21 protein-coding genes are annotated in these 26,046 nt (G+C 69.7%); 13 read left to right on the top strand and 8 right to left on the bottom strand.

Going from position 1 to position 26,046, the window contains the following annotated elements; translation table 11 throughout:
• Nucleotides 1-7 precede the first annotated feature (7 nt).
• The 6 genes from FHU35_RS04255 (at nt 8) to nikE (ending at nt 6,926) form a co-directional block, all read left to right on the top strand.
• On the top strand, nt 8-634 hold the full coding sequence (locus FHU35_RS04255; protein ID WP_145737032.1) for a TetR/AcrR family transcriptional regulator: 627 nt from the start codon (nt 8-10) through the stop codon (nt 632-634).
• 125 nt (nt 635-759) lie between these two features.
• Nucleotides 760-1,482 (top strand): Imm1 family immunity protein, encoded by a 723-nt coding sequence (locus tag FHU35_RS04250; protein ID WP_145737030.1) that lies wholly within the window; start codon nt 760-762, stop codon nt 1,480-1,482.
• Nucleotides 1,483-1,617: 135 nt separating this feature from the next.
• Nucleotides 1,618-3,411, top strand: a complete 1,794-nt coding sequence (locus FHU35_RS04245) for an ABC transporter substrate-binding protein (RefSeq protein ID WP_145737025.1) — start codon at nt 1,618-1,620, stop codon at nt 3,409-3,411.
• Between the two features lie 4 nt (nt 3,412-3,415).
• Complete coding sequence (locus FHU35_RS04240) at nt 3,416-4,453, top strand: ABC transporter permease (RefSeq protein ID WP_145737021.1); 1,038 nt, start codon at nt 3,416-3,418, stop codon at nt 4,451-4,453.
• Complete coding sequence (locus FHU35_RS04235) at nt 4,450-5,349, top strand: ABC transporter permease (RefSeq protein WP_145737019.1); 900 nt, start codon at nt 4,450-4,452, stop codon at nt 5,347-5,349. The genes FHU35_RS04240 and FHU35_RS04235 overlap by 4 nt, the downstream gene beginning before the upstream one ends.
• Nucleotides 5,346-6,926 (top strand): nickel ABC transporter ATP-binding protein NikE, encoded by a 1,581-nt coding sequence (gene nikE, locus FHU35_RS04230; RefSeq protein ID WP_145737018.1) that lies wholly within the window; start codon nt 5,346-5,348, stop codon nt 6,924-6,926. The genes FHU35_RS04235 and nikE overlap by 4 nt, the downstream gene beginning before the upstream one ends.
• A gap of 22 nt (nt 6,927-6,948) precedes the next feature.
• On the opposite strand, the gene FHU35_RS04225 is transcribed toward nikE, so the two are convergent.
• Together FHU35_RS04225 and FHU35_RS04220 are read right to left on the bottom strand one after the other, a co-directional pair.
• A complete protein-coding gene (locus FHU35_RS04225; RefSeq protein WP_145737017.1) occupies nt 6,949-7,578 on the bottom strand; it encodes a nucleoside/nucleotide kinase family protein in 630 nt (209 codons plus the stop codon).
• A gap of 75 nt (nt 7,579-7,653) precedes the next feature.
• Nucleotides 7,654-8,586, bottom strand: coding sequence for a S66 peptidase family protein (locus tag FHU35_RS04220; RefSeq protein WP_145737016.1), 933 nt, complete (start codon nt 8,584-8,586; stop codon nt 7,654-7,656).
• Nucleotides 8,587-8,806: 220 nt separating this feature from the next.
• Here FHU35_RS04220 and FHU35_RS04215 point away from each other — a divergent pair, with 220 nt between their 5' ends.
• The gene (locus tag FHU35_RS04215; protein ID WP_145737015.1) at nt 8,807-9,373 is read left to right on the top strand and encodes a DUF3090 domain-containing protein; all 567 of its coding nucleotides are present in this window, start codon (nt 8,807-8,809) and stop codon (nt 9,371-9,373) included.
• Between the two features lie 5 nt (nt 9,374-9,378).
• On the top strand, nt 9,379-10,179 hold the full coding sequence (locus FHU35_RS04210; RefSeq protein WP_145737014.1) for an SCO1664 family protein: 801 nt from the start codon (nt 9,379-9,381) through the stop codon (nt 10,177-10,179).
• A 13-nt stretch (nt 10,180-10,192) separates the two neighbouring features.
• Here FHU35_RS04210 and FHU35_RS04205 read toward each other — a convergent pair whose 3' ends face one another.
• Entirely contained in the window at nt 10,193-11,434 is a 1,242-nt protein-coding gene (locus FHU35_RS04205; protein WP_145737013.1) for a serine hydrolase domain-containing protein, read from the bottom strand.
• A gap of 120 nt (nt 11,435-11,554) precedes the next feature.
• Between FHU35_RS04205 and FHU35_RS04200 the strand changes: the two genes are divergently transcribed.
• Both FHU35_RS04200 and FHU35_RS04195 read left to right on the top strand, forming a co-directional pair.
• Nucleotides 11,555-12,955, top strand: coding sequence for an ATP-binding protein (locus tag FHU35_RS04200; protein ID WP_186459248.1), 1,401 nt, complete (start codon nt 11,555-11,557; stop codon nt 12,953-12,955).
• A complete protein-coding gene (locus tag FHU35_RS04195; RefSeq protein ID WP_145737012.1) occupies nt 12,955-14,907 on the top strand; it encodes a vWA domain-containing protein in 1,953 nt (650 codons plus the stop codon). The genes FHU35_RS04200 and FHU35_RS04195 overlap by 1 nt, the downstream gene beginning before the upstream one ends.
• A 323-nt stretch (nt 14,908-15,230) precedes the next feature.
• Here FHU35_RS04195 and FHU35_RS04190 read toward each other — a convergent pair whose 3' ends face one another.
• From FHU35_RS04190 to FHU35_RS04175, 4 genes are all read right to left on the bottom strand, one after another.
• Nucleotides 15,231-16,493, bottom strand: a complete 1,263-nt coding sequence (locus FHU35_RS04190; protein WP_145737010.1) for a VanZ family protein — start codon at nt 16,491-16,493, stop codon at nt 15,231-15,233.
• Between the two features lie 80 nt (nt 16,494-16,573).
• Nucleotides 16,574-17,473, bottom strand: coding sequence for a glycine betaine ABC transporter substrate-binding protein (locus tag FHU35_RS04185; protein WP_145737007.1), 900 nt, complete (start codon nt 17,471-17,473; stop codon nt 16,574-16,576).
• A gap of 23 nt (nt 17,474-17,496) precedes the next feature.
• Nucleotides 17,497-18,384, bottom strand: coding sequence for an ABC transporter permease (locus tag FHU35_RS04180; protein ID WP_145737005.1), 888 nt, complete (start codon nt 18,382-18,384; stop codon nt 17,497-17,499).
• Nucleotides 18,377-19,306, bottom strand: a complete 930-nt coding sequence (locus FHU35_RS04175) for a quaternary amine ABC transporter ATP-binding protein (protein WP_186459247.1) — start codon at nt 19,304-19,306, stop codon at nt 18,377-18,379. The genes FHU35_RS04180 and FHU35_RS04175 overlap by 8 nt, the downstream gene beginning before the upstream one ends.
• 435 nt (nt 19,307-19,741) lie before the next feature.
• On the opposite strand from FHU35_RS04175, the gene mshC reads away from it, so the two are divergent.
• Nucleotides 19,742-20,980: a cysteine--1-D-myo-inosityl 2-amino-2-deoxy-alpha-D-glucopyranoside ligase gene (mshC, locus tag FHU35_RS04170; protein WP_145737003.1), complete on the top strand. Its 1,239-nt coding sequence runs from the start codon at nt 19,742-19,744 to the stop codon at nt 20,978-20,980.
• Between the two features lie 252 nt (nt 20,981-21,232).
• Nucleotides 21,233-22,465: a styrene monooxygenase/indole monooxygenase family protein gene (locus tag FHU35_RS04165; RefSeq protein ID WP_145737001.1), complete on the top strand. Its 1,233-nt coding sequence runs from the start codon at nt 21,233-21,235 to the stop codon at nt 22,463-22,465.
• 58 nt (nt 22,466-22,523) lie between these two features.
• On the opposite strand, the gene FHU35_RS04160 is transcribed toward FHU35_RS04165, so the two are convergent.
• Nucleotides 22,524-23,423, bottom strand: a complete 900-nt coding sequence (locus FHU35_RS04160; RefSeq protein WP_145736997.1) for a PAC2 family protein — start codon at nt 23,421-23,423, stop codon at nt 22,524-22,526.
• A 311-nt stretch (nt 23,424-23,734) separates the two neighbouring features.
• Here FHU35_RS04160 and FHU35_RS04155 point away from each other — a divergent pair, with 311 nt between their 5' ends.
• On the top strand, nt 23,735-25,996 hold the full coding sequence (locus FHU35_RS04155; protein ID WP_186459246.1) for a lysylphosphatidylglycerol synthase transmembrane domain-containing protein: 2,262 nt from the start codon (nt 23,735-23,737) through the stop codon (nt 25,994-25,996).
• The last annotated feature ends 50 nt before the right edge of the window (nt 25,997-26,046 follow it).

The following is a 26,046-nucleotide window of genomic DNA, read 5'->3' as shown; positions in this document are numbered from 1 at the left end:
GGGATGCATGACGCAGCGAGGAAACCGTCGGGAACTGCTCGCCGACGCCGCCACGGAGGTGCTCGCACGTGACGGCGGCCGCGGGCTGACGCATCGTGCGATCGACCGCGAGGCGCGGGTTCCGGAAGGCACGACCAAGAACTACTACCCGACGCGCAACGCCCTGTTCGAGGCGATCGCGCACCACCTCGCCGAACGGCACGTCGCCGCGCTCGAAGCGCTCTGCGCCCACATCCCCGACGACGTCTGCCCGGACGACGTCACCGCGCTGTACGCGGCGATGCTGCGCCGCATGTCGGGCAACGCCCGCTCCCAGTTCCTCGCGCTGTTCGAGCTGCACCTGGAAGCCGTCCGCAACGCCGAGGTGCGCGCGATGCTCGGCGCGATCAGCCGGGCCAGCGTCGACACCGCCGTCCAGCTGCACGCCGCGGTCGGGCGCGGGATCAGCAGGCGTGGTGCGGGACTGCTCGACGCGGGCATGCTCGGCGTCGCGCTCTCCTCGCTCAGCCTGCCCGGCGAACTGGTCGACGAACTCGGGTTCGACGACGCGGACGGGATCACCCGCGCGCTGCTGACCCTCGGCGCGACCTGCGACGAACCGGCCCTGGAAGTGCTGCGCGACTGGGCGGGTTGATCGGCTCGAAGATCAACCGGATGCGCTGCGGGACCGTGAGATGACTCGCGGTAGCCTCACTGTGAACGAGCTGCGCCTGGGGTGCCCGCGCTGGTGCCCGTGATCGGAGTGGATGCAGGGAAGGCATGTCGAATCCAGCACAGGATGAGCCCGACCCGCACGCGCCGCTGGAACCGCCCGCGGTGGTTTTCGCGCGGCTGACCGATGTTCCGGTCGACGCCATGGACAAGCTGATCGAGGACACCCGCGCCGTCTACGACGACCTGAACAAGGTCCTCGGCCACCCGTACTGGGGCGATCTCGTCTACCACCAGGGTTCGGCGATGAAGGCGCTGACCGAGGCCAAGGAGTGCCTGGAAGGCCTGCGGGCCGAAGCGGTCGGCGCCCGCAACACCGAACTCGGCGTCACCGTCACCACCGCCGTCATCGAGGGCGAACGGCACTACGCCCAGAACGGCGACGACAAGGCCGAGCTCGTCGACAAGCTGCTGCGCTCCACGGGAGACGGCGCCGGTCACCTCTACGTCTGGGACCGGCCGCACACCGATCCCGAAGCTCCCGGGCCGTACGAGCAGATCAGGATCGTCACCGACGCCGAGAACGAGATCGGGGTCCTCAACTTCACCGAAGAGGACGCCGAGGGCGAGATGATCTCCTGGCACACCTGCAACCGTCAGCCCTCGGCGGACGCCCCCGCGTTGCCCTTCGACGCGGGCAGCACGCTCAAGTTCCCGCGCGATGCCGTGCTGTCGTTCCGCGAACTCCGGGGTGCCCTGGACGAGTTCACCCGGACCGGAGCTCGGCCGGAATGCGTGCAGTGGCAGCCGGCCCGCTGGGGCGACGTGTAGGTCAGCAGACCCCTGGGTAACGGTTTCGCGTCCGAGAGTGACGCGGGTTCGCGACAACCCGTGGTGAAGCATTGACTAACAGCAGGAAAAGGTGGTTCCTTCTTTCCATTCGCGCGAGGACGAAGGGGGCCACACGTGCGTAGACGACTCGTCGCGCTGGGGGCCGCGTTGCTGGTCGGCTTCCTGCTGCCCGCACCGGCGTCGGCACAGGAGAACGGGGATCGTCCCGAGGGCGCCACGCTGCGCATCGGGCTGCAGCAGCAGATCGACTCGCTCAACCCGTTCCTGGGCTACTCGCTGGCCGCAACGGACATCTTCCGGGCGATCTACCCGACGCTGACCACCTACAGCGCCCAGGACTTCGGGGTCGAGCCGGAGTTGGCGGAGCGGTGGGAATCCACTCCGGACAAGCTCACCTGGACCTTCCACATCCGGCCCGGGGTCACGTGGTCCGACGGGCAACCGGTGACCGCGCGCGACGCCGCCTACACCTACAACCGGATGATGACCGATCCGGCCGCGGCCACCGCGAACGGCAACTTCGTGGAGAACTTCGAGAACGTCTCCGCGCCGGACGACTCGACCCTGGTGATCCGCACCAAGACGCCGCAGGCCACGATGCTGGCGATCGACGCGCCGATCGTGCCCGAGCACGTCTGGTCGAAGGTCTCCGACATCGCGAACTTCGCCAACGACCAGATGCCGATCGTCGGCAGCGGCCCCTACTCGCTCACCGGCTACCGGCAGGAGCAGGACGTCACGCTCACCGCGAACCCGACGTTCTGGCGGGGCGCGCCGAAGGTGTCGGAGCTGCAGTTCGTCCAGTACAAGAACAGCGACGCCGCGGTGCAGGCGCTGCGCAAGGGCGACGTCGACGTGGTCCAGAAGGTCACCCCCGCGCAGTTCGACGCGCTGGCGGGCGAGGCCGACATCAAGCAGGTCAAGGGCCAGGGCCGGCGGTTCTACGAGATGATCCTCAACCCCGGCGCCACCAACAGCGAGAACCAGCCGATCGGCAGCGGTCACCCGGCTCTCAAGGACGCCCGGGTCCGGCAGGCCATCGAGCACGGCATCGACCGGAAGGCGCTCGTCGACCGCGTCCTCGGCGGGTACGGGCAGGTCGGCGGGGGATATCTGCCCCCGATCTTCGGCGACTACCACTGGACCCCACCGCAGCCGCGCACCTTCGACCCCGCCGAGGGCAACCGGATGCTGGACGAGGCCGGCTACACCCGGGGACCCGACGGCATCCGCCGCACGCCGCAGGGCGAGCCGCTGAACTTCGACTTCGTGCTGCACGGCGACGAGTCGATGGACTCGCAGGTCGGTGAGTTCGTCAAGCGCTGGCTCGCCGACCTGGGCATCAACGTCGAGCTGCAGCCGGTGTCGGACAACCAGCTCAACGACCGCACCACCGCCGGTGACTTCGACATGGTCATCAGCGGCTGGTCGGCCAACCCCGACCCGGACTACGTGCTGCGGCTGCAGACCTGCGGCGCGCGACCGACTCCCGACGGCAACGGCACCCCGGACACGCTGCAGTGCGATCCGGTGTACGACGACCTGTACAACAAGCAGCTCGCGGAGTTCGACCCGGCCAAGCGGATCGACCTGGTCAAGCAACTTCAGGCGCGGTTCTACGACCAGGCGACCGGGCTGGTGCTGTTCTACGCGAACTCGCTGGAGGCTCACCGCACCGACCGGTACCACGGCTTCACCACGCAGCCGGCGTCCGAAGGCGTGATCACCGGGCAACAGGGCTACTGGGGCTACTACGGCGCCGAGCCCACCGAGCAGGCGATCAACGGCTCTGACAACACCAACTACGCGACCATCGCCTGGGTGCTGGGCGGTCTTGTGGTGGTGATCGTGCTCGTGGGCGTGGTGGTCGTCGTGCGGCGTCGGGCAACCGCGGACGACCGGGAGTGAGCGCGTGTCGGATCTGCTGACCACTGCGGACGAACGGGAACCGGCCTCCGGGAACGGGGGTCGGCTCCTGCGCTTCGTCGGCGGCAAGATCGGCGGTGGGCTGGTGAGCCTGCTGCTGGTGGCCGTGCTCGGCTTCTTCCTGTTCCGGGTGATGCCGGGCGATCCGGTGCGCACCATGACCCGCGGTGCCCCGATGACCTCGCAGCAGATCGCCGACCTCCGCGAACGGCTCGGCCTCGACCAACCGCTGTGGAAGCAGTTCCTGGACTTCCTGGGCAACCTGCTGCGCGGTGACCTCGGCACCTCCTACACCTACAGCCGTCCGGTCGGAGAGCTGATCGTGCAGCGCATCGGCCCCACCGTGCTGCTGGTCGGCACCGCAACGGCTCTGGCGATCGTGCTGGGGTTGTGGATGGGCTCGCGCGCGGCGTGGAAGCACGGCGGCGCCTTCGACAAGACCACCAGTTCGGTGGCCCTCGCGCTGTGGTCGGTGCCCACCTTCTGGCTGGGACTGATCGTGCTGATGGCGTTCGGCGTCGGGGTCGGCCCGATCCCCGGGCTGTTCCCGGTCGGCGGCATCTCCGACCCGGACACGCCACCGGAATTCCTGCCGCAGATCCTCGACGTCGCGCACCACATGGTGCTGCCGGTGCTGACCATGCTCGCGGTGATCTACGCCGAGTACCTGATGGTCATGCGGTCCTCCCTGCTGGAGGAGATGGGCGAGGATTACCTGACAACGGCCCGCGCCAAGGGGCTGCGGGAGGACCTGGTCCGCAGCAGGCACGCGGTGCCCAACGCTCTGCTGCCCGCGGTGACGCTGATCTTCCTCCGGCTGGGCTTGGTCGTCGCGGGAGCGATCACCGTGGAAACCGTGTTCTCCTGGCCCGGTCTGGGACTGCTGACCTTCGAAGCCCTGCGGGTGCCCGACCTGCCGCTGCTGCAGGGCATCTTCATCGTGCTGGCGGGGAGCGTGGTGGTGATGAACGTGCTGGCCGACCTGCTCTACCGGGTCATCGACCCCCGGGTGCGTGAATCATGACCGCGCCCACCGCGGCTCAGGTCGTGCGCGCCCGGCGGAAGGCGCGTTTCGCCGAGGGCTGGCGGATCTTCCGGGCCGACCGCGCGGGGCTGGTGGGATTGGTCCTGCTGGCGGCGATCGTGGGGCTCGCACTGCTCGCTCCGCTGCTCACCGACTCCGGTGGGCTGGACGTCACCCGCGCTACCGGGGCGGCACTGCAGGCGCCCAGCGCCGAGAACCCGCTGGGGACGGATGAATCCGGGCGGTCGGTGCTCCTGCTGACCTGGTGGGGCGCTCGCGTCTCACTGGTCGTCGGGCTGTCGGCGGCGATCCTGTCGGTGCTGATCGGTGCGCTGGTCGGGGTGGCAGCAGCGCACTTCGGTGGCTGGACCTCGCGAATCCTGCTGCGGTTCACCGACTTCTTCCTGGTGCTGCCCTCGCTCGTGCTGGCGATCGCCCTGTCCACGGTGCTCGACCGCGGGCTGTGGACGATCGTGCTGGCCATCGGCGTCACCTCGTGGCCGCACACCGCCCGCGTGGTGCGCGCCCAGACGCTCACCATCGAGGCCCGCCCCTACATCGAGCGCTCCCTCGCGCTCGGAGCCGGTCACGGGCACGTGATCTTCAAGCACGTGCTGCCCGCCGTTCTGCCGCTGGTGTTCGCCAACACCACGTTGTCGGTGGCCAGCTCCATCATCTCCGAATCCACCCTGTCGTTCCTCGGTCTCGGCGACCCGAGCCGGGTCTCCTGGGGCACCATGCTGAAGTCGGCGATGGACACCGGCGCGGTCACCGGCGGAGCGTGGTGGTACCTGCTGCCACCGGGATTGGGAATCGTGTTGGTGGTGCTCGGTTTCACGCTGTGCGGCCGGGCGCTGGAAGCGGTGTTCAACCCGAGGCTGCGGGGGCGACGGTGAGTCCGATTCTGCAACTGAACGACGTGTCGATCACCTACGGCGGCTCCGACGAGCCGGCCGTCTCCGGTGTGAACCTGAGTCTCGAACCGGGCGAAACCATCGGTCTGGCGGGGGAATCGGGCTGCGGCAAGACGACCCTGGCGATGTCGGTGCTCCGGCTGCTGCCGCGCACCGCCCGCGTCGACGGCGAGGTGCTGCTCGACGGGGAGGACGTCCGAGGCATGAGCTTCGGGCGGTTGCGCGCGGTTCGCTGGGCCGGTGCGTCCGTGGTGTTCCAGGGAGCGATGCACGCGCTGAACCCGGTGCGCACCATCGGCGAGCAGATCGCCGAACCGATCCGGTTGCACGGCGGCAAGGGCGATCTGAGCGAACGCGTCGCCGAACTGCTGAGCCAGGTCGAGCTCCCGGCCGAGCGGGCCGGTGCCTACCCGCACGAGCTCTCCGGTGGGCAGAAGCAGCGCGTGATGATCGCGATGGCGCTGGCCTGCGAGCCCAGCCTGGTCATCGCCGACGAACCCACCACCGCGCTGGACGTCGTCGTGCAGTCGCAGGTGCTGGAACTGCTCAAGCGGCTGGTGGCCGAACGCGGCATCGCGCTGGTGATGATCAGCCACGACCTCTCGGTGCTGTCGGCGACCTGCTCGCGGCTCGCGGTGATGTACCGCGGCGAGGTCGTCGAGCACGGCCCGACCGAGCAGGTGATGGGCGATCCGAAGCACGAGCACAGCCGGGCGCTGGCCGACGCCTTCCCGACGGTGGGCGACCCGCGGTTCCGCCTCACCGGCGGTGATTCCGGTGGTGAGCCGCTGCTGTCCGCGGAGGGGGTCGCGGTGACCTTCCGCAGCCGGGCCGGGCACTCGGTGCGCGCGGTGCGCGGGGTGGACCTGACCGTCGGGCACAACGAGATCGTGGCGCTGGTCGGCCAGTCCGGTTCCGGCAAGACCACGCTGGCCCGCACGCTTCTCGGGTTGCAACGCCCCACCGAGGGCGCGGTCCGCTTCGGCGGCGCCGGGTTGCCCACCGGGGCGGCGGGGCTGCGCGACTACCGCCGCAAGGTGCAGCTCGTCCTGCAGGACCCGACCGGCGCCCTCAACCCCCGCCACACCGTGTACGAAGCGGTCGCCGAGGGTCTGCGGATCCACGGCGTCACCGATGGCGAGCCCGAGCGGGTGGCCGCGGCTCTCGAAGCGGCGGAGCTGCGCCCGGCGGAGAAGCACTTCTCCCGCTTCCCGCAGGAGCTCTCCGGCGGCCAGCGCCAGCGAGTCGTCATCGCGGGTGCTCTGGTGCTGGAACCGGAGGTCCTCATCGCCGACGAACCCGTCGCCTCGCTGGACGCCACGGTCCGCGGCGAGATCCTCTCGCTGCTGCTACGGCTGCGCGTGGAACGGGGCCTGTCCACGCTGGTCATCACGCACGACCTCGGGCTGGCGTGGAACATCGCCGACCGGGTGGCGGTCATGTACCGGGGTGAGATCGTCGAGCTCGGAACGGTCGAGCAGGTCCTGCTCGATCCGCAGCACGACTACACCAAGACCTTGCTCGCCGCGGTGCCCACCACCACGCGCCGCGTGGCCTAGGCGCTGGGGTTTCGCGCGGCGCCTAGTGGAAGCTGTCGATCACGGCTGGGCGGTCGGGGTGGTCGGTGCGGACGACGAGGTCCGCCAGCGAAGCGGGATCGACCTCGTCGGCGTAGCGCTCGAAGGCGGGCAAGGTCCAGCGCTGGTCCTCCGGTGTGCTGCGGTGCAGCGCCGCCTCTGAGAGCCACAGGTGGACCACGAGGTCGAAGTCCAGCCCGGCGCCCTGCAGCAGCGGACCGTCCACGATGGCCACGCCGCGGTCCGGCAGTGCGATGCGGTTCATGCGAGGCGAGCGGTCGGCAGCCGGGTCCCAGAGCGCGGGCAGGACCTGCCCGGTGCCGTTCGGCCCCAGCGGCTGCAGGACTTCGCGAGCGAGGCCGGCGGTGTCGAACCAGGACAGGTAGTAGGAGTCCGGGTCGTGGTGGCCGTGCTCCAGGCGGATCGAGGCGGGGCGGAGGTAGTCCTCCGCGCGCACCCGCACCGCCTCGCGGCCCCGTTCCCGCAGCGGCGAGACCAGGCGCTCGGCGAGATCACCGGTGCCTGCCGCCGGTGCGCCGTCGACGGCGACTCGCACCCAGCGCCCCTGCACGGCGTCCACGCGCTCCACCACCTCGGCCACCAGGGATTCCGGGGAGATCGGCCGCGCACGCACACCACGAAACTACCAACCGCGGTTACGAACAGGGCCAGGAGCGGTTCGGGGAGCGGCTGGTTCTCGGACCGGTCCCTAGCGCAGCGCCGGTTGGAGGATGGACAGCCGCTGGGCGTCCGCGTCGAGTTCCGCTGCGACGCCAAGCGGGACCGTGCGCTGGGCCTCGCAGTGGCCGAAGCCCAGTTCCCACAGGATCGGCACCCCGAGGTCGCCGAGCAGGTTCTCCAGCATGGCGTAGACCGCGTCCACCTCGCCGCAGTCGGTCCACGAGCCGAGGGCGATCCCGGTGGCCCCCTTGAAGAAGCCCGCGCGGATCAGCTGGATCAGGAAGCGGTCCAGCCGATAGGGCTCTTCGGTGACGTCCTCCAGCAGCGCGATGCCGCGCTCCGGCGGGCGAGCGGCCAGCCCCGCGCCCAACGAGCCCGCGAGCAGGCTCAGGTTGCCGCCGTAGGTGATGCCCATGGCCCGTCCGGGCACCATCGTCCGCGCGCTGCGGCCGGTCAGGATGGTCACGCCCTGCGGCTCGAACAGGGTGCGGCGCAGGTGGTCGCGGGCCTTCTCGTCGTGGACGAACGCCTTGGTCGCCACCATGGGCGCGAAGATCGTGACCAGTCCCAGCTCAGCGGCGACCACCTCGTGCAGGGCGGTGATGTCGCTGGAGCCGACCAGCAGCTTCGGGCCCGCCTTGGCCAGCTCGGCGAAGTCCAGGTGGTCGATCATCCGGAGGCTGCCGTAGCCGCCCCGGACGCACAGCACCGCCGAGACCTGCGGGTCGCACCAGGCCTCCTGGAGGTCGGCGGCCCGGTCCGCATCGGTGCCCGCCAGGTAGTCCAGCCGGGGGTGGCGGTCCAGGACGTGCTTGCCGACGCGCACGTCGAGCTCCCAAGCGCGCAGCTGGGCGATCCCGGCCTCCAGGAGCTCCTCGGGCACCGGGCCGGCCGGGGCGACCAGCGCCACGGTGTCGCCCGGGCGCAGCCGCGGAGGGCGGGTCAGTTCGCGCGTGCTCATCGGCGTGCTCCATCCGGATCGGTTCGAACAGCCCTGATCTTGCCGCGAGGGTATCGGCAGTCAGCGCGGCGCGCCGCAGTTCGCCCACAGCGAACACGGTCGGGAAGTGGTGTCACCGGGACTGTTCACCGCAGGTCACCGCGTTGCGGGAGAAGGTGATGTACAAAACGGGGGCCAGCCGCGCAGGACGTGCACTCGGTGGCCTAATGTCGGAGGGGCCATGGCTCGTGTCATCCACGTCTTCCGTCAACCCGACCGATTCGTCGCTGGAACGGTCGGGGAACCCGGTGAGCGCACCTTCTACCTGCAGGCGTCCGAGGACGTCCGCACGGTGAGCGTGCAATTGGAAAAGCAACAGGTCTCGGTTCTCGCTGAGCGAATCGGCGCGCTCCTGGACGAGGTGCAGCGGCGTTTCGACGCCGACATGCCCGGTCACACCCCCGAGGACCTCGTCGACACCGAACCGCTCACGGTTCCGGTCGACGAGGAGTTCCGCGTCGGCACCATGGGGTTGGGCTGGGACGCCGAGTCCGAGGCCGTCGTCGTCGAACTGCTCGCGGTCACCGAGGAGGAGATCGACGAATCGGTGGTGCTCGACGACACCGAGGAGGGACCTGACGCCCTGCGGGTGTTCCTCAGCCCGGTGCACGCGCGCGCCTTCGCGGAGCGAGCTGAGCGGGTGATCAGCGCCGGTCGCAAGCCCTGCCCGCTGTGCAACGAACCTCTGGACCCGGCCGGGCACATCTGCCCCCGCCAGAACGGTTACCGCCGCTCGGAAGAGGTCTGAGGAACGTGTCCGTCGAGGAGCCCGCGACCTGCGAGCTGCTGCGGCACGGGAGCTTGGAGATCCAGGGGCGGCTGGTGGAGGCGTCCAACGCGACGCTGTTCTGCTCGGTCGAACTGGACGGCGTCACCGGTGAGTGCGTGTACAAGCCGGTGCGGGGAGAGCGGCCTCTGTGGGACTTCCCCGACGGCACCCTCGCCGGTCGGGAGGTTTCGGCGTACCTGCTGTCGGAAGCTGCCGGCTGGGGCTTGGTCCCGCCGACCTTGCTGCGCAACGGGCCCTTCGGGCCGGGCATGGTCCAGCTGTGGATCGACGAGGTCGTCGAGGAGGACGTGCAGCTGGTCGACATCACGCACCCCAGCGAGGTGCGGGACGGCTGGCGGCAGGTGCTGCGCGCGCAGGACCCCGACGGTGACCCGGTGGTGCTGGCCCACGCCGATCACGAGCAGCTGCGGCGGCTCGCCGTGCTGGACATCGTGATCAACAACGCTGACCGCAAGGGCGGGCACATCCTGCGAGCGCCCGACGGCCGGGTTTTCGGCATCGACCACGGCGTCAGCCTCAACACCGAAGACAAGCTGCGCACGGTGCTGTGGGGCTGGGTCGGTCAGCCCGTCCCGGAGTCCGAGATGGCGAGCCTCGGCGAGGTCCGCGCGCTCATGGAGGGGGACCTCGCCGAACAGCTGTCCGAGCACCTCACCATCAAGGAGGTCCAGGCGGTCAGCGCCCGAATCGACCGGCTTCTCGAAGCCGGGGTGTTCCCGGAGCCGTCAGGCGACTGGCCGGCGATTCCCTGGCCCGCCTTCTGATCGCCGTTCCCGCTCAGTCCACCAGGGCCTGGTAGACGAGCTGGTGCAGGTAAGGCCTGATCGGGTGGGTGCTGGAGGGCATCAGCTGGGTCAGGAACAGGACGGTGAGGTCTTCCGCGGGGTCGACCCAGAACGCGGTGCTGGCCAGACCACCCCAGGCGAACTCGCCCGTCGAGCTGAGCACCTTGGCCGCGAGCGGGTCGTCGACCACCGAGAAGCCCAGGCCGAAGCCCTTGCCCGCGTTGGCGACCTCGGAGAACGACCCCATGGCCAGCGTTTCCAGGTCCGCGCCTCCGGGCAGGTGGTTGCGCGTCATGAAGTCGACCGTGCGCCCACCGAGCAGGCGAACCCCGTCCAGCTCACCGCGCCGCAGCAGCATCTGGGAGAACCGGTGGTAGTCGTGGGCGGAGGAGAACAGGCCGCCACCGCCGGACGGTGCCTTCGGGGGCTCGAACGCGGTCTCGTACATCTGCTCGTGCTTGGGGTGCAGCCGGGCCCTGCCCTGCGCATCGGCCGAGTACAGCGAGGCCAGCCGGTCGGCGTCGGAGGCAGCGACCTGGAACCCGGTGTCGGTCATGCCCAGCGGGTCCAGGATCCGGGTGCGGAAGAACTCGTCGAGTGACTGACCGGAGGCGACCTCGACGACGCGGCCCAGCACATCGGTGGCCACCGAGTAGTTCCAGCGCGTGCCGGGGTCGAACAGCAGCGGGATCTCGGCCCAGGCGTCGCAGCAGGCCGCCAGGTCGAGGTCGGGTGCCATGCCGAACTCGAATCCCGCGCGGCGGTGCAGCTCGTCGAGCGGGTGCAGGTAGTTGAAGGCGTAGGTGAGTCCGGAGGTGTGGGTGAGCAGGTGCCAGATCCGCATCGGCTCCGTTGCCGGTCGGGACTGGACGTTGCGCGCGGGACCGCCGGTGTAGACGCGCAGGTCCCCGAACGACGGGATGAAGTCGCTGACCGGGTCGGTGAGCTCGAACGCGCCTTCCTCGTAGAGCATCATGGCCGCGACCGAGGTGATCGGCTTGGTCATCGAGTAGATCCGGAACAGCGTGTCCGTCTCCACCGGAGTGCCGCTTTCGACGTCTCGCATGCCGTGCGTGGACAGGTGCGCGATCTTGCCCTGGCGCGCGACGAGAACGAGCCAGCCGGGCAGTTTGCCCGTTGCGACGTAGTCCTCGAAGTGTCGATCGATCCGCTGCAACCGGGCCGGGTCGAAGCCGACCTCGCCGGGATCCACCTCGATTTCCAGAGCCACCAGGGCCTCCTACTGCGTCGTGCGACTGGATGTTTCCAGGCTTTTTCTACTCCTCCGATCCAGCATCCGAAATCCTCGACGCAGTGGCGGCGTTCACGTTTGCGCGGGAGTAGCGTCGTACGCGTGACGATTCCGACTCCACCTCCTGGGCTGCCCCGCACGGCGGGGGAGCTGCGGAGCAGCGGCCACGAACTGCGCAGCATCAAGGTCGAGATGCGCGAGAACCTCCTGACCTCTCTGCGCTCCGGGCAGGCGCGCTGGCCCGGCATCGTCGGTTTCGACCGGACGGTGCTGCCGCAGCTGGAACGCGCCCTGATCGCGGGGCACGACGTGGTGCTGCTCGGCGAGCGCGGTCAGGGAAAGACCCGCTTGCTGCGCGCTCTGCACTCGTTGCTGGACGAGTGGACCCCGGTCATCGAGGGCTCCGAGCTCGGCGAGCACCCCATGCACCCGATCACGCCGGTGTCGCTGCGCCGCGCCGCCGAACTGGGCGATGAGCTGCCCGTCGCCTGGCGGCACCGCAGCGAGCGCTACGTCGAGAAGCTGGCCACACCGGACACGTCGGTCGGTGATCTGGTCGGCGACGTCGATCCGGTCAAGGTGGCCGAAGGGCGTTCGCTGGGCGACCCCGAGACCATCCACTATGGACTCGTCCCGCGCGCCCATCGAGGCATCGTGACGATCAACGAGCTCCCCGACCTCGCGGAGCGGATCCAGGTCGCCCTGCTCAACGTCATGGAGGAGCGAGACATCCAGATCCGCGGGTACAGCCTGCGGCTGCCGCTGGACGTGCTGCTGGTCGCGACCGCCAACCCCGAGGACTACACCAACCGCGGGCGCATCATCACCCCGCTCAAGGACCGCTTCGGCGCCGAGATCCGCACGCACTACCCGGAGGAGATCGACGACGAGGTCTCCCTGATGCGGCAGGAGGCCGACCTGCCCGCCGAGGTCGGTGACCACCTGCTGGAGGTGCTGGCCCGTTTCGTGGACCACCTGCGCGAGTCCAGTGCCGTGGACCAGCGCTCGGGTGTCTCGGCCCGGTTCGCCATCGCCGCAGCCGAAACCGTCGCGGCAGCAGCGCTGCACCGGTCCGCGTTGACCGGGGAGGAGCCGCCGGTGGCGCGTCCGGTCGATCTCGCGGCCGTTCCCGCCGTGCTCCGCGGCAAGATCGAGTTCGAGGCCGGCGAGGAGGGCCGCGAAGACGAACTGCTCGGCTACCTGCTGCGCAGATCCGTGGCCGACACCTCGCGGGGGCTGTTCGCCGGGCTGGACCTGCAGTCGCTGGCCGACGCCGTCGTGGACGGGCACCCGGTGGCCACCGGTGAGCAGATCACCGGCAAGAGCGTGCTCACCGCGCTGCCGGAACTGCCCGTGCTGCACCAGGTCGCCGAGCGCGCCGGAGTGCGCGCGGAGGACTCACCGGGGCGCATCGCGAGCGCCGTGGAGCTCGCGCTGGAATCCCTGTACCTCGCCAAGCGGCTGGGCAAGGACTCCGACGACGACCGCTCGGTGTACAGCTGATGAGTCCCCGGTACCGGTACTCCGCGTGGCACGGCGGGCCCGACCCGCTGCAGCCACCGGTCGACCTGCGCGAGGCGCTGGACCAGATCGGCCGGGACGTGATGGAGGGCGCCTCACCGCGCTCAGCGCTGGAGGAACTGCTGCGCACCGGTACCCGTGATTCGGCGGGCCTGGACGAGCTGACCCGCCGGATGTGGCAGCGACGCAGCGAGATGCAGCGCAGGCACCGACTGGACGGCACCCTCTCCGAGGTCCGCAGGTTGCTGGATCGCGCCCTCGAGCAGGAGCGGCTGGCGCTGTCGGCCGACAGCGGCGAGGACGCCCGGTTCCGCGAACTGCAGTTGAGCGCCCTGCCGCCGGACGTCTCCGGTCAGGTCAACGAGCTCTCCGAGTACGACTGGCGCTCCGCTGATGCGCGCGAGACCTTCGAGGAGATCCGGCAGATGCTGGGCACCGAGGTGCTCGAACAGCGCTTCCAGGGCATCAAGGAAGCGATGCAGCAGGTCTCGTCGGAGGATGTCGACCGCGTCCGGGAGATGCTCGACGACCTCTCGAACCTGCTGGCCGCGCACGCCAGAGGCGATGACGACGTCCAGTCGCGGTTCGACGAGTTCATGGACCGGCACGGCGAGTTCTTCCCGGAGAACCCGCGTGACGTGGACGAACTGGTCGATGCTCTGGCCGCCCGGTCGGCGGCCGCGCAACGGATGCTCAACTCGATGAGCGAGCAGCAGCGCCACGAGTTGATGTCGTTGTCGCAGCAGGCGTTCGGCGACCCCCGCCTTGCTCAGGCCCTGCAGCAGATCGACAGCCAGCTGCAGGGGCTGCGCCCCGGCGAGGACTGGAACGGCAGAGCTCGCTTCCGCGGCGACCAGCCCATGGGCATGGCTGAGGCGACCGCGGCGATGGCCGAGCTGGGCGAGATGGACCGGTTGGCCGAGCAGCTCGGCCAGTCCTACCCGGGTGCGAGCCTGGAGGACATCGACCTGGAGGCGTTGCAGCGCCAGCTCGGTCCGCGGGCCGTGGTCGACGCCCAGCGCCTGTCCGAGATCGAACGCCAGCTGCGCGATCAGGGACTGCTGCAACGCGCCCCGGACGGCAGCCTCCGGTTGAGCCCCCGGGCGATGCGCAGGCTGGGGGAGAACGCGCTGCAGTCGGTCATCTCGCAGCTCAAGACCCGTAGGGGCGAGCGTGACGCCGACCGCGCGGGAGCCGCAGGAGAGCTGACCGGAACGAGCAGGCCGTGGACCTACGGGGACGCCGAGCCCTGGGACGCGGTCCGCACCGTTCGGAACTCGGTGCTGCGTCGTGCTGCGGAGGGCGGGAACTCGCCGCTGCTCGACATCTCCGACCTGGAGGTCTCCGAGACCGAGCAGCGTTCGCGCTCAGCGGTGGTGCTGTGCGTGGACACCTCGTGGTCGATGGTGCAGGACGGGCGTTGGGTGCCGATGAAGCGCACGGCGCTGGCGCTGCACCACCTGGTCGCGACGCGGTTCCGCTCGGACGCCCTGCAGCTGGTCACCTTCGGGCGGTACGCCTCCACCGTGGACGTCGGCGAGCTCGCCGCGCTGGAGGGCGTGTGGGAGCAGGGGACGAACCTGCACCACGCGCTGCTGCTGGCAGGGCGGCACCTGCGCCGTCATCCCGATGCGCAGCCGGTCGTGCTGGTGATCACCGACGGCGAACCCACCGCTCACCTGGAACCAGACGGGGAGGCCGTCTTCCAGTACCCGCCGAGCTCGCACGCGCTGAGCGTCACGCTGTCCGAAGTGGACGCGCTGCGCCGGTTGGGTACCACGCTGAGCGTGTTCATGCTCGGGGAGGACCCCAGCCTCGCCGCGTTCGTCGACGTCGTCGCCAGGCGCGGCGGAGGCCGGGTCCTCGCCCCGGATTCCGACGGGCTCGGTGCGGCGGTGGTCGGTGACTACCTCCGCACCAAGCGCCGTCGTTGAGCGGCCCGCTGGTATTCCCACTCTGGAGTTGTCAAAGAGCAAGCGCCACAAGGGCATGAAGGGTCGACCGATCACCAGGTCATCGGCTGCGCGGACTGGTCCTGGTCGGGATGGCGCGGGCTCGCGGCATCCTCGCCTGGGCGCGAGGCGCCGGATCGTGGTGCGGGTGGTCCGGGGCTTGGTCATCGCTTTCGAACTCATGTGTCAATGGTGCACCCAACGATTCGAAAATGCGAGCGAAAAGCCATCGCACGATCGAGTGGTCGCTGTGAAAGAGTGGCGGAACAGCCGTGTTTCATGCGAGATGGCGGTCGAACACCCAGCTAGGAGGTGGTTTCGGCGGTCTCCCGATCGGTCCGCTCGGCCCGGGCGCGCAGGTGGGGCAGGGTCCGGTTGCGGACGCCCGTTGACCTTTCGTGCATACCGAGGCGCTCCGGATGCCTCAACAGGGTGAACAGGAACGCGCCGGTCGCGCTCAGCCCGAGGACGACGAGGACGGTGCCCACCAGCGCCGGGGCGAGGTAATCCCGCAGCGCTCCGACCAGCCGGGCCGGGCGGTTCGCCGCCTCCGGCAGCCACTCCAGGATCGCGATCGTCCGGTACGCGGTGGTCGAGGGGGAGTCGACGGCCAGCATCACCGCGAACAGCGCGATCAGCGCCAGCGGCAGGACGGGCGCGATCAGCAGCACCGCCCGCGCCAGCAGCCGACCGGCCGACGGGCGCTCGCCGCCAGGGCCGGTCAGCTCCAGCAGGAGCAGTCGTTTCCCCGGTGTGGCGCGGAAGAGCAGCGGGAACACGACGAACTGGACCAGTGCTCCACCGAGCGGCCCGAGCCACCAGCCCTCTCGCCCCAGCCCGAGCAGCACCACGCAGCCGAGCATCACCGCGAGCACCACCCACGGGAGGACCAGCAGGTCCACCAGCAGCGCGGTGAGCCGCCTGCCCAGCGGAACCCCCTGGCGCGCCAGCGCCGCGTCGTCGAGCGCCTCCAGCGCGGGCAGCCGCCGGGTGATACCGCCCGCGAGCAACCAGCCGACCACCGCGCCCGAGGCGTTGATGACCAGGTCGTCCACGTCGAACAGCCGGTACGGGCACTCGTAGAGCCCGAAAACGCCGGTCGCCTGCGTGATCTCGAAGAACAGCGATGCGGCCAGCCCAGTCGCGGCGGTGAACGCGAGGCCGCGGCGGAAGTGGTACCTGAGGTACACGCCGAGCGGCACCAGCAGCAGGAGGTTCAGCAGCGCGTCCCGCACGGCGGAGTTGTGCAGCACCAGCGCGCCGAACCCCGTTGTGCCACCGGCCTCCTTGCGGATGTCGGCGACGGTGTTCCCCAGCGTCAGCTGCGGTTCGGCCATGCTCGGGTACGCCGCGCACACGTCCACCGACGGTCCGGGCAGCGGCACCAAGGTCATGCAGAACGCGGTGAGCGCGTAGAACAGGAAGCTGTAGAAGGACAGCGTTCGCCAGCTCGACATGATCCCGTGCCTGCGGTAGGTGATCACCGCGGCGGGCAGGTAGAGCAGCAGGGCGAGCAGCGGGAACACGAGCGCGGCCGACTTGACCGGTAGCAGGTAGGTGCTGGGCACGCGTCCAGATTACGGAGCCGCCACCGGCCGGGACCCGAGCGTGGTCGGTGGGAAATTCCCACCGACCACGCCCTTTCGGGTCATCCGGCGAAGGACTTGATGACCTCCGGGTTGGCGTCGGCCCACTTCTTGGCCGCCGCTTGCTCCTGGCCCTTGGGCGCGTTGTTGATCTCGTTCTCCAAGCTGGCCAGCTGCTGGTCGTTCAGCCGGAACTTCTTCACCATCTCGGTGACCTCGGAGAAGTCCTTGCTGAAGTTCTGGCGTCCGACGGCGTGGACCTGCTCCGCCGCTCCCATCGCACCCATCGGGTCCTGCAGGTCCTTGATGGGGAACCGGGCGTAGGCCCAGTGCGGGTGCCACAGGGTGACCACGATCGGCTTCTGCTCGCTGGTGGCCTTCTGCAGCGCGGCGAGCATCGCGGTGGTCGACGAGGTCTGCAGCTGGAACTCGTTCTGCAACCCGTACGCCGGGATCGCCTTGTCCTTGGTGGTCCGGCTCAAGCCCGCGCCCGGGTCGATACCGGTGATGACCCCACCGAGCTCGGCGCCGCGCCCCTTGAGATCGGCGATGGTGTTGACGTCGGTCATGTACTGGGGCACGGCGATGTTCAGGGTGGCCTGGTCGTACCAGACGCCCAGGTCCTCCAGCTTCGGGCCGTACTGCTGCCAGTAGTCGGCGTGGGTCTCCGGCAGCCAGGCGTCCAGGAACAGATCGGGGTTGCCCTGCGCCAGGCCGGCGTAGATCGGTCCCGCTTCGAGCTCGGTCGCGTTCACCTCGTAGCCCCGGCGCTCGAGGAGTTCCTTGTACAGGTAGGTGACCGCGATGTCCTCGTCCCACGCGATGTACCCGATGTTGATCTGCTTGGCTTCTTGACCCGTCTGAGCTTCTCTCCCGCCGCAGCCGGCAGCCATCGACAGCGTCGCCGCCAGAGCGGCCAACAGCGCCAGGAGACGTGTGGATCTGCTGTGCGACATCTTCATCTGCCCTCCTGGTCAAGGCCGGGTCAACCGGTCTTGGCCGCCTTGCGCTCCGCCCGCGCGACCGGCGAGCGGTCCGACAGCACTGCGGTGATCCGGTCCAGGTAGACGGCGAGGATCACCACTGACAGGCCGGCCTCGAACCCCTGGCCCAGCTGGACCCGGGTGACCGCCTCGTAGATGTTGGTGCCCAGTCCCGGGGCGCCGACCATGCCCGCGATGACCACCATCGACAGCGAGAGCATGATCACCTGGTTGATGCCGGCCATGATCGACGGCATCGCCAGCGGCAGCTGGATCCCGGTGAGGATCTGCCCGGTTCGCGCGCCGAACGCCTCGCCGGCCTCGACGACCTCGCCGTCGACCTGGCGGATCCCGAGCTCGGTGAGCCGCACGCCCGGAGGCAGCGAGAAGATCACCGTCGCCACCACTCCCGGCACGACGCCGATGTTGAAGAAGACGATGACCGGCACCAGGTACACGAACGCCGGCAAGGTCTGCATCAGGTCCAGCACCGGCCGCACGACGCGGCTCACGTGCTGGTTGCGCGCGGCCAGCACCCCCAGGGGGATGCCGATCAGCACCGCGAGCACGCTGGAGACCAGCACCAGCCCCAGGGTCTCCATCGCCGGCCCGAACTCCTCGATGCTGGCGATCAGCCCGAAGCCGATGAGGCTGAACAGGGCGAAGCGCCAGCTGCGCAACCACCAGGCCAACGCGGTGAACACCAGCACCATGACCAGGTCCGGGAGCCAGGTCAGCGCGGCGGTCAAACCGGCGACCGCGCCGCTGACCACGAGCTCGATGAAGTCGAACACCGGGCCGATGCTGTTGTTCAGCCACTCCACGACGGCCTGGAACACGTCACCGATCGGCACCCGGGGCAGCTGGGTGAGCAGAACCGGATCAAGCATCGGAGGTCTCCTCCCGGTGGCTCAGCGCCGCGAACAACGCGGCGGGGGTGATCACTCCCAGCACCCGCTTCTGCTCGTCGACCACCGGTCGCGGTTCGGCGCGGTCGCTCATCAGCGCGAACAGGTCCTTCAACGGGGTCGAGCCGGGCACCGGTGCGACCCCGTCGGCAGGTTCGGCGTGCGGGTCGGCGATGGCCGCCGCGGTGAGCACCCGGCTGCGGTCGACGTCCTGGACGAACTCGGCCACGTAGTCGTCCGCAGGGTCCCGGAGGATCTCCTCGGCGGTGCCGATCTGCACGATCCTGCCCGCGCGCATGACCGCGATCCGGTCACCGAGCCGCATCGCCTCGTTGAGGTCGTGAGTGATGAAGATGATGGTCTTGCCCAGCTGCGCGTTGAGCTCCAGCAGCTGGTCCTGCATCTCGCGCTTGATCAGCGGGTCCAGAGCGCTGAACGCCTCGTCCATCAGCAGGACGTCGGTGCCCGCGGCCAGCGCGCGGGCAAGGCCGACGCGCTGCCGCATCCCCCCGGAGAGCTGCTGCGGGTAGCGCTGCTCCCAGCCTTCGAGGCCGACCAGCCGCAGGGCCTCGCTCGCGCGTTCGGTGATCTCGCCTTCGCCGGTGCCGCGGACGTGCAACCCGTAACCGGCGTTGTCGAGCACCGTGCGGTGCGGGAACAGCGCGAAGTGCTGGAAGACCATGCTCATCTTCTGCTGCCGCATCGTGCGGAGGTCGCGGGCGCTCATCGCGGTGACGTCGGCGTCGTCGACGAAGACCTGGCCGTCGGTGGGGGTCAGCAACCCGTTGAGCATGCGGATGAGGGTCGACTTCCCGGACCCGGAAAGCCCCATCACCACGAACGTCTCGCCCTCCGAGACGGTGAAGGTGGCGTCCACGACGGCGGCGGTGGCCCCTCCTGCCACGAGATCCGCCGGATCGGCCCCTCCTTGAGGAGTCGAACCTTCTCCGCCGGTTGTGGCCCGAAGATCTTGTACAACCGTTCCACGCGTACCGAACTCACCGATCGCCTCCACCGTTGCAGCTCGGCGAAAATCGTCGATCCCGCTTTGTCGCGTTTGTTCTCCGAAGTGCCTTCTGTGGCTCGTGTTACCCGGTTGACCTGGAAATACGGCGTCCTCAAGAAAAGATAGACCCAATTCTTGCGTGGCGTGCGGAACGTGTCCGAAAAGGAACCGAAGAATCGTTACAGTTCGTCGTGAATTTCCGTAACCGGAAAGTAGGAAACCAAATGGGGGTATTTCCGGAAAAGATCTGCTCGCTCGGGCGTCCCAGCATGTGACACGGGTGATGGTCCCGATGGCGGCGGCACCTCGGCCCGGACGTTTAAGGTCGGAAGCATGCAACCCTGGTCATCGGTTTCCGTCCCCAAGGTGGAAGGCACCCCACGTCCACTCCAGCTGTTCGACACCGCCGCCGGTGAGGTCAGGCCCACCGAACCCGGGCCCGAGGCGCGGATGTACGTCTGCGGCATCACCCCGTACGACGCCACCCACCTCGGTCACGCCGCGACGTACCTCGCTTTCGACCTGATCCACCGGGTGTGGTTGGACAACGGTCACCAGGTCCACTACGTGCAGAACGTCACCGACATCGACGATCCGCTGCTGGAGCGGGCCGAGCGGGACAACGAGGACTGGGTGGTCCTCGCGATGCGCGAGACCGCGTTGTTCCGGGAGGACATGGAGGCGCTGCGGGTGCTGCCGCCCGGCGACTTCATCGGCGCGGTCGAGTCCATCCCGGAGATCGTCGAAGCGGTGGAGAAGCTGCTGGCCTCCGGCGCCGCCTACCGGGCCGACGACAGCGAGTATCCCGACGTCTACTTCCGGCACCAGGCCACCGGCCGCTTCGGCTCCGAGTCCAACTACGACGAAGCCACCATGAACACCTTCTTCGCCGAGCGCGGGGGAGACCCGGACCGGCAGGGCAAGGAGCACCCGCTGGACGCCCTGCTGTGGCGCATGGCCCGGCCCGGCGAGCCGTCCTGGGAGTCCGAGCTGGGCGCCGGTCGCCCCGGATGGCACCTGGAGTGCTCGGTGATCGCGCTGAACAAGCTCGGACTCGGGTTCGACGTGCAGGGTGGCGGTTCGGACCTGATCTTCCCGCACCACGAGTTCAGCGCCGCGCACGCCGAAGCGCTCTCGGGTGATTTCCCGTTCGCCAAGCACTACGTGCACTCCGGCATGATCGGGCTGGACGGCGAGAAGATGTCCAAGTCGCGCGGGAACCTCGTGTTCGTCTCGCGGTTGCGCGGCGACCGGGTGGACCCGATGGCGATCCGGCTGGCGCTGCTGGACGGGCACTACCGCCAGGACCGCTCCTGGACCGCCGATGCGCTCACCGCGGGCAGCGCCCGGTTGGCACGGTGGCGGGAGGCCGTCGCGCTGAACTCCGGCCCGTCGGCCGCGGAGGCCATCGCCGGGCTCCGCGAGGCGCTGTCCAACGACCTGGACGCTTCGGGCGCGCTGCGCGCGGTCGACGCCTGGGTCGAATCGGCGCTGGTCTCCGGCGGAGACGACAGCGGTGCGCCGGCTCAGGTCCGCGCGGCGGCGGACGCGCTGCTCGGCGTCGAGCTCTGAACGAGGTACTGCGAGGGTGACCGGTGAGTCCGCTGTGGACTCACCGGTCACTCTTCTTTCCCAGTGGTTCTGGCAAAAACGGCAACTGCGGGTTGATCTCGACTCCGCTGAAACGAGATCCGCCGTCCATCGACACGTCCGAACGGGTTTGGTTTGATCATCGCGTAGTCACGGGGAGCGACGGCGCACGTCCGAAAGACCGCCGCGCGCCCCGCTTTGCGAATCGGCGGATGGTCGAGAGGGGACGGGGAAATGCGGAGTGTCCTGATCGTCGGGGCCGGGCAGTCAGGCCTGCAGCTGGCTCTCACGTTGCAGGCGCAGGATTACGACGTCACGTTGGTCTCGGCGCGGACGCCGGAGGAGATTCGCGGTGGGCGCGTCATGTCGACGCAGACCATGTACTACCGGGCGCTGGAGATCGAGCGGCGGCACGGCCTCGAGCTCTGGGACGACACGGCCCCGCGGCTCACCGGGCTTCGCATGTCGGTCGCGGGTCCCGACGGGGAACGGGCCGTCGACTGGCTGGCGCCGCTGAAGGGATACGCGCTGTCGGTCGACCAGCGCGTGAAGTTCGCCGCCTGGCTGGAGCTGTTCGCCGAACGAGGCGGCAAGATCGACCACCGCGCGCTGACGGTGTCCGAACTGGACGAGATGGCCGGCGACTTCGACCTCGTGGTGGTCGCCGCGGGCGGGGGAGAACTCGGAGCGCTGTTCGAGCGCGACCCGCAGCGCTCGCCCTACGCCGAACCGCAGCGCGCGCTCGCGGTCGCCTACGTTCGCGGCACCCGGGGCGGAACCGACTCGGACGAACCGTCCGCGGCTCGCTTCAACGCGCTCGCCGGCATCGGAGAGGTCATCAGCTTCCCCGCGCAGACGCTCGACGGCCAGTGCGAGATCCTGCTGCTGGAAGGTGTTCCCGGCGGCCCGCTGGACGCCTTCGACGACCGCCCCGCACCGCAGCAGCAGTGGGAGCGGACGCTCGGCCTGCTGCGCGAGCACTGCCCGTGGGAGTTCGACCGGTTCGCCGAGGCCGAGCTCACCGACGAGGGCGCGACCCTGACCGGCGCGGTGACCCCGACCGTGAAGAAGCCGATCGGGCAGATGCCCTCCGGACGCCTGGTGCTCGGCATGGGCGACAGCGTGGTGCTCAACGACCCGATCACCGGGCAGGGCTCCAACGCCGCGTGCCAGGGCGCCCAGATCTACCTCGAGAGCGTCCTCGAGCACGCCGACGGTCCGTTCGATTGGGACTGGATGCAGCGCACCTTCGACCGCTACTGGGACTTCGCCCAGCACATCACGAGGTGGGCGAACGCGGCCCTGCAACCGCCGCCCCCGCACGTGCTGGAGATCTTCGGCGCCGCAGGGAAGCTGCCCGCGGTCGGCGAGCGGTTCGCCGACGGCTTCGCCAACCCCGACGACATGACGTCGTGGTTCCTCGACCCCGACGCCGCAGGGGCCTTCATCGCGGAGTGCGCAGCCTGAGACGCAACGGCCGACCGCGATCAGGCGGATCGCGGTCGGCCGCTCGGGAACCAGGTGTTCAGCCGGGACCGGGCCCCAGCGGGCCCTTGCCGCCCGGCCCGCGGCGGCGCAGGTAGCGCTCGAACTCGGCGGCGATCGCGTCACCGCTGGCCTCGGTCAGCCGGACCTCCGCGTCGCCGCGCTCCTCGAGGGCGCGGACGTAGTTGCGCACGTCCTCGTCCTCCTCGGCCATCTCGCTGACCGTCTCCTCCCACTCCTCGGCCTGGTCGGGGAGGTTGCCCAGCGGCACCTCCACGTCCAAGGCCTCCTCGACGCGGTGCAGCAGCGCCAGCGTCGCCTTCGGCGAGGGCGGCTGCGAGACGTAATGCGGAACCGCTGCCCAGAACGAGATCGCCGGGATGCCCGCCTGCACGCACGCGTCCTGGAAGATCCCGACTATCCCGGTCGGTCCCTCGTAGCGGGTGCGCTCCAGGCCGAACGTCTCCGCCGAATCGGCGTCGTAGGCCGTCCCGCTGACCGGAACGGGGCGCGTGTGCGGAGCGTCCGCCAGCAAGGCCCCCAAGGTCACCACGGTGCGCGCCCCGAGCTTCTCGATCCGCTCGACCAGCTCGCTGGAGAAGGCCTGCCAGCGCATGTTCGGCTCGATGCCGTGCACCAGGACCACGTCGTGCTCCGCACCGGGCGGGCGGCAGACGGTCAAGCGGGTGGTCGGCCAAGTGACCTGCCGGGTGACGCCATCGACGAGCTTGACCGTCGGACGGGTGACCTGGAAGTCGTAGTACGGGTCGGGGTCGATCTCGCTGAGGGACTCGGCGTCCCAGATGAGCTGCAGGTGCTCGATCGCGGAGCTGGCTGCGTCCCCGGCGTCATTCCATCCTTCGAACGCGCAGACCACGATCGGGTCCGTCAACCGCGGCAGGTCGGCGTTCGGTTCGGGTGTCTGTTCGCGATCGGTCACCGCGCAAGCCTACGACCTAAGCCATCCCCCAGCGCTACTCCCTCGGGTAATTCATGATCACGTGGCGGAGCCCCTCGCGGGCACGTCAGCGGCCCGCGCACACACGGTCCCGCGCAGCGCGCGCGGCGGTCCTCGAACCGCCGTTGCGGTGCGGTTTCTCCTCGGTGACCGACTGACGGCCTGGTCGGTTTGACGGCGTTGTCCCGGAGTCCGAGGCTGGGATGACAGTCTGTGCGGAGCAGGTGCCTGTGGAGCGGAGTCCTTCAGCGCCGAGTGGGGGAACGGGTGTTTCCCCACGTTCGCGGTTGCGGTTGTCGATCGGACGGCACCCCGGTGACCTGGGCAAACTAGGCCTGGTCGCGGGGCTGCTGGTGCTGGGGGCGTTGCTGGCGCTGATCCCGGCGAACCCGGTGGAGATCGCTGTTCACCAACAGCTGATCGCGATCTCCCGCGTCGCCGATCCCTTCTGGGTGGTGTTGACCTGGGTCGGTTCGTGGGCCGGGATCGTCGGTGTCGTGGTCGTGACCTCCTACCTGGGTTGGATCAGGGTGGCGCTGCTGTGCGGCGGATCCGGGGCGCTGACCTGGTGCATCGCGATGCTCATGCACCAGCTGCTGGGCCGGTCCTTCCCGTCGGAGGAGGTCGCGGTGGTGACCGTGCTGGCCGTCGTCGCCACCCCCTACGTCGGCCGGGTCGCCCGCTACCTCGGGTGGGGCGTGGTCCTGCTGACCGGCTTCGCGGTGGTGCACCTGGACCTGCACCTGCCGCTGGGCGCGGTCGGAGGAGCGCTGCTGGGGTGGGGCGTCGGGCTGCTGTGCCACGTCGCGTGGGGCGCACCCGGGCGGAAGGTCTCGCAGCTGCTCATCTTCGACGAGCTGGAACAGGCGGGGCTCGCCCCGGTGGCGATCACCGCGCTCCGGCACCGGCTGCTGCAACCGCGCGAGTTCGCGGTGGACACGGTGGACGGGCCGCCGCTGCGGGTGAAGGTCGTGCGCAGGCTCAGCCGCCGCGCCGGTGGGTGGTACAAGTTCAAACGCCTGCTGATGCTGCTCGACGTGCAGGACGAGCCGAGCCTGTCGACCCCGCACCACGAGGTCGAGCACGAGGCCTACGCGACCCTGCTCGCCTCCCGTGCCGGAGTGCGGACCCCCGAGGTCGTCCTGGCCTGCGATGTCGCCTACGCGCCCGCTCTGCTGGTGGTGCGGGAGGTCAGCGGGCGGCGGCTGACCGAAGTGCCGCCGGAGGAGATCGACGAGGAGCTGCTGGCGGGCGTCTGGGAGCAGGTCGCGCTGCTGGCGAGCGCGCGCATCGCCCACCACGACCTGCGGGCCAAGAACGTGCTGGTGGACGAGCAGGGGCAGCCCTGGCTGCTGTCGTTCACCTTCAGCCACCCCGGTGCCGACGACGCCCGATGCGCGCAGGACCTGGCCGAAGCGCTGGTGTCGGTTGCCGCGCTCGTCGGCGTGGAGCGAGCCGTGAACAGCGCGATCTCGGCGTTGCCGGTCGAGTCGCTGTCCGCCGCGCTGGGCAGCCTGGTGCCGCTTTCGCTGCCACGCCGGATCCGGGCGCAGGCCCAGCGCGGCCGGTACTTCCTGGCGGAGCTGCGCGAAACCCTCGCCGACCGGCTCGGCCTGCCGATCCCGGGATTCCGCTCGCCCGTGCGGCCGACCACCGTGATCAGCCTGCTGCTCGTCGGCGCCGCCGTGTACCTCCTGATCCCCGAGCTGTCCGACACGCGCGACGTGCTCGGGGCGCTGCGGCACGCCCACTGGGGATGGCTGGCGGTGGCGGTCGTGACCGGGTTCGTCGCGATCCTGCTGTCGTCGATCTCGGTGCAGGGCTCCAGCCGGATCCCGCTGCCGTTCTGGCGGACCCTGCAGGTGCAGATCGCCGCCGGGTTCACCGGGCGCACCACGCCGGGCGGCGCCGGGTTCTTCGGCATCAACGTCGTCTACCTGGAGCGGCTCGGTCTGCGCAGGCCGCTCGCGGTGGGGGTGACGCTGCTCAACCAGGCGGGAACCGGGGCCGTGGCGTTCGTGGTGTCGGTGGTCGGAGTCTTCGCCGTCGGCCTCTCCGGCACCTTCAGCAACCTGTCGCTACCCGGTTGGCAGCTGATCGTCGCCGTGGCGGCGCTGGTGGTGGTCGCGGTTCTGGTGCTGCTCTCGCCGCCGGGCCGTCGCCGGTTGATGCCGTCCGTGCGGGAGGTCAGCCGGGAACTCGTGGACACGCTGCGGCACCCGGTGCGGGCGCTGCAGCTGTTCGGGGGAGCGCTGGGATATCTGGTGGTCTCCGGGCTGGGGCTGGCGACCTCGCTGGCCGCGTTGCACCCGCACTTCTCCTGGACCGCGGTGACCATCGTGTTCGTCGTCGGCAACACCCTCGGCCACCTGGTGCCCTCGCCGGGCGGGCTCGGCGCCGTCGAAGCCGTCCTGCTCGCCGGGCTCGGCGCGATGGGCGTGCCGCCGACCGAAGCCGTGGCGGCCGTGCTGCTGTCGCGGCTGCTCACCTACTGGATCCCGGTCCTGCCGGGCATCCTCATGTTCCGCTACCTGCAACACCGCCGCGTCATCTGAGGAGTCTTGGGACACGTTGGGTAGGAATCGGTACAGAGAGTCGTGTGTAC

It is taken from the genome of Saccharopolyspora dendranthemae (genome assembly GCF_007829955.1).
GTDB classification, from domain to species: domain Bacteria; phylum Actinomycetota; class Actinomycetes; order Mycobacteriales; family Pseudonocardiaceae; genus Saccharopolyspora; species Saccharopolyspora dendranthemae.
This window is presented reverse-complemented; position numbering and strand designations above follow the sequence as displayed.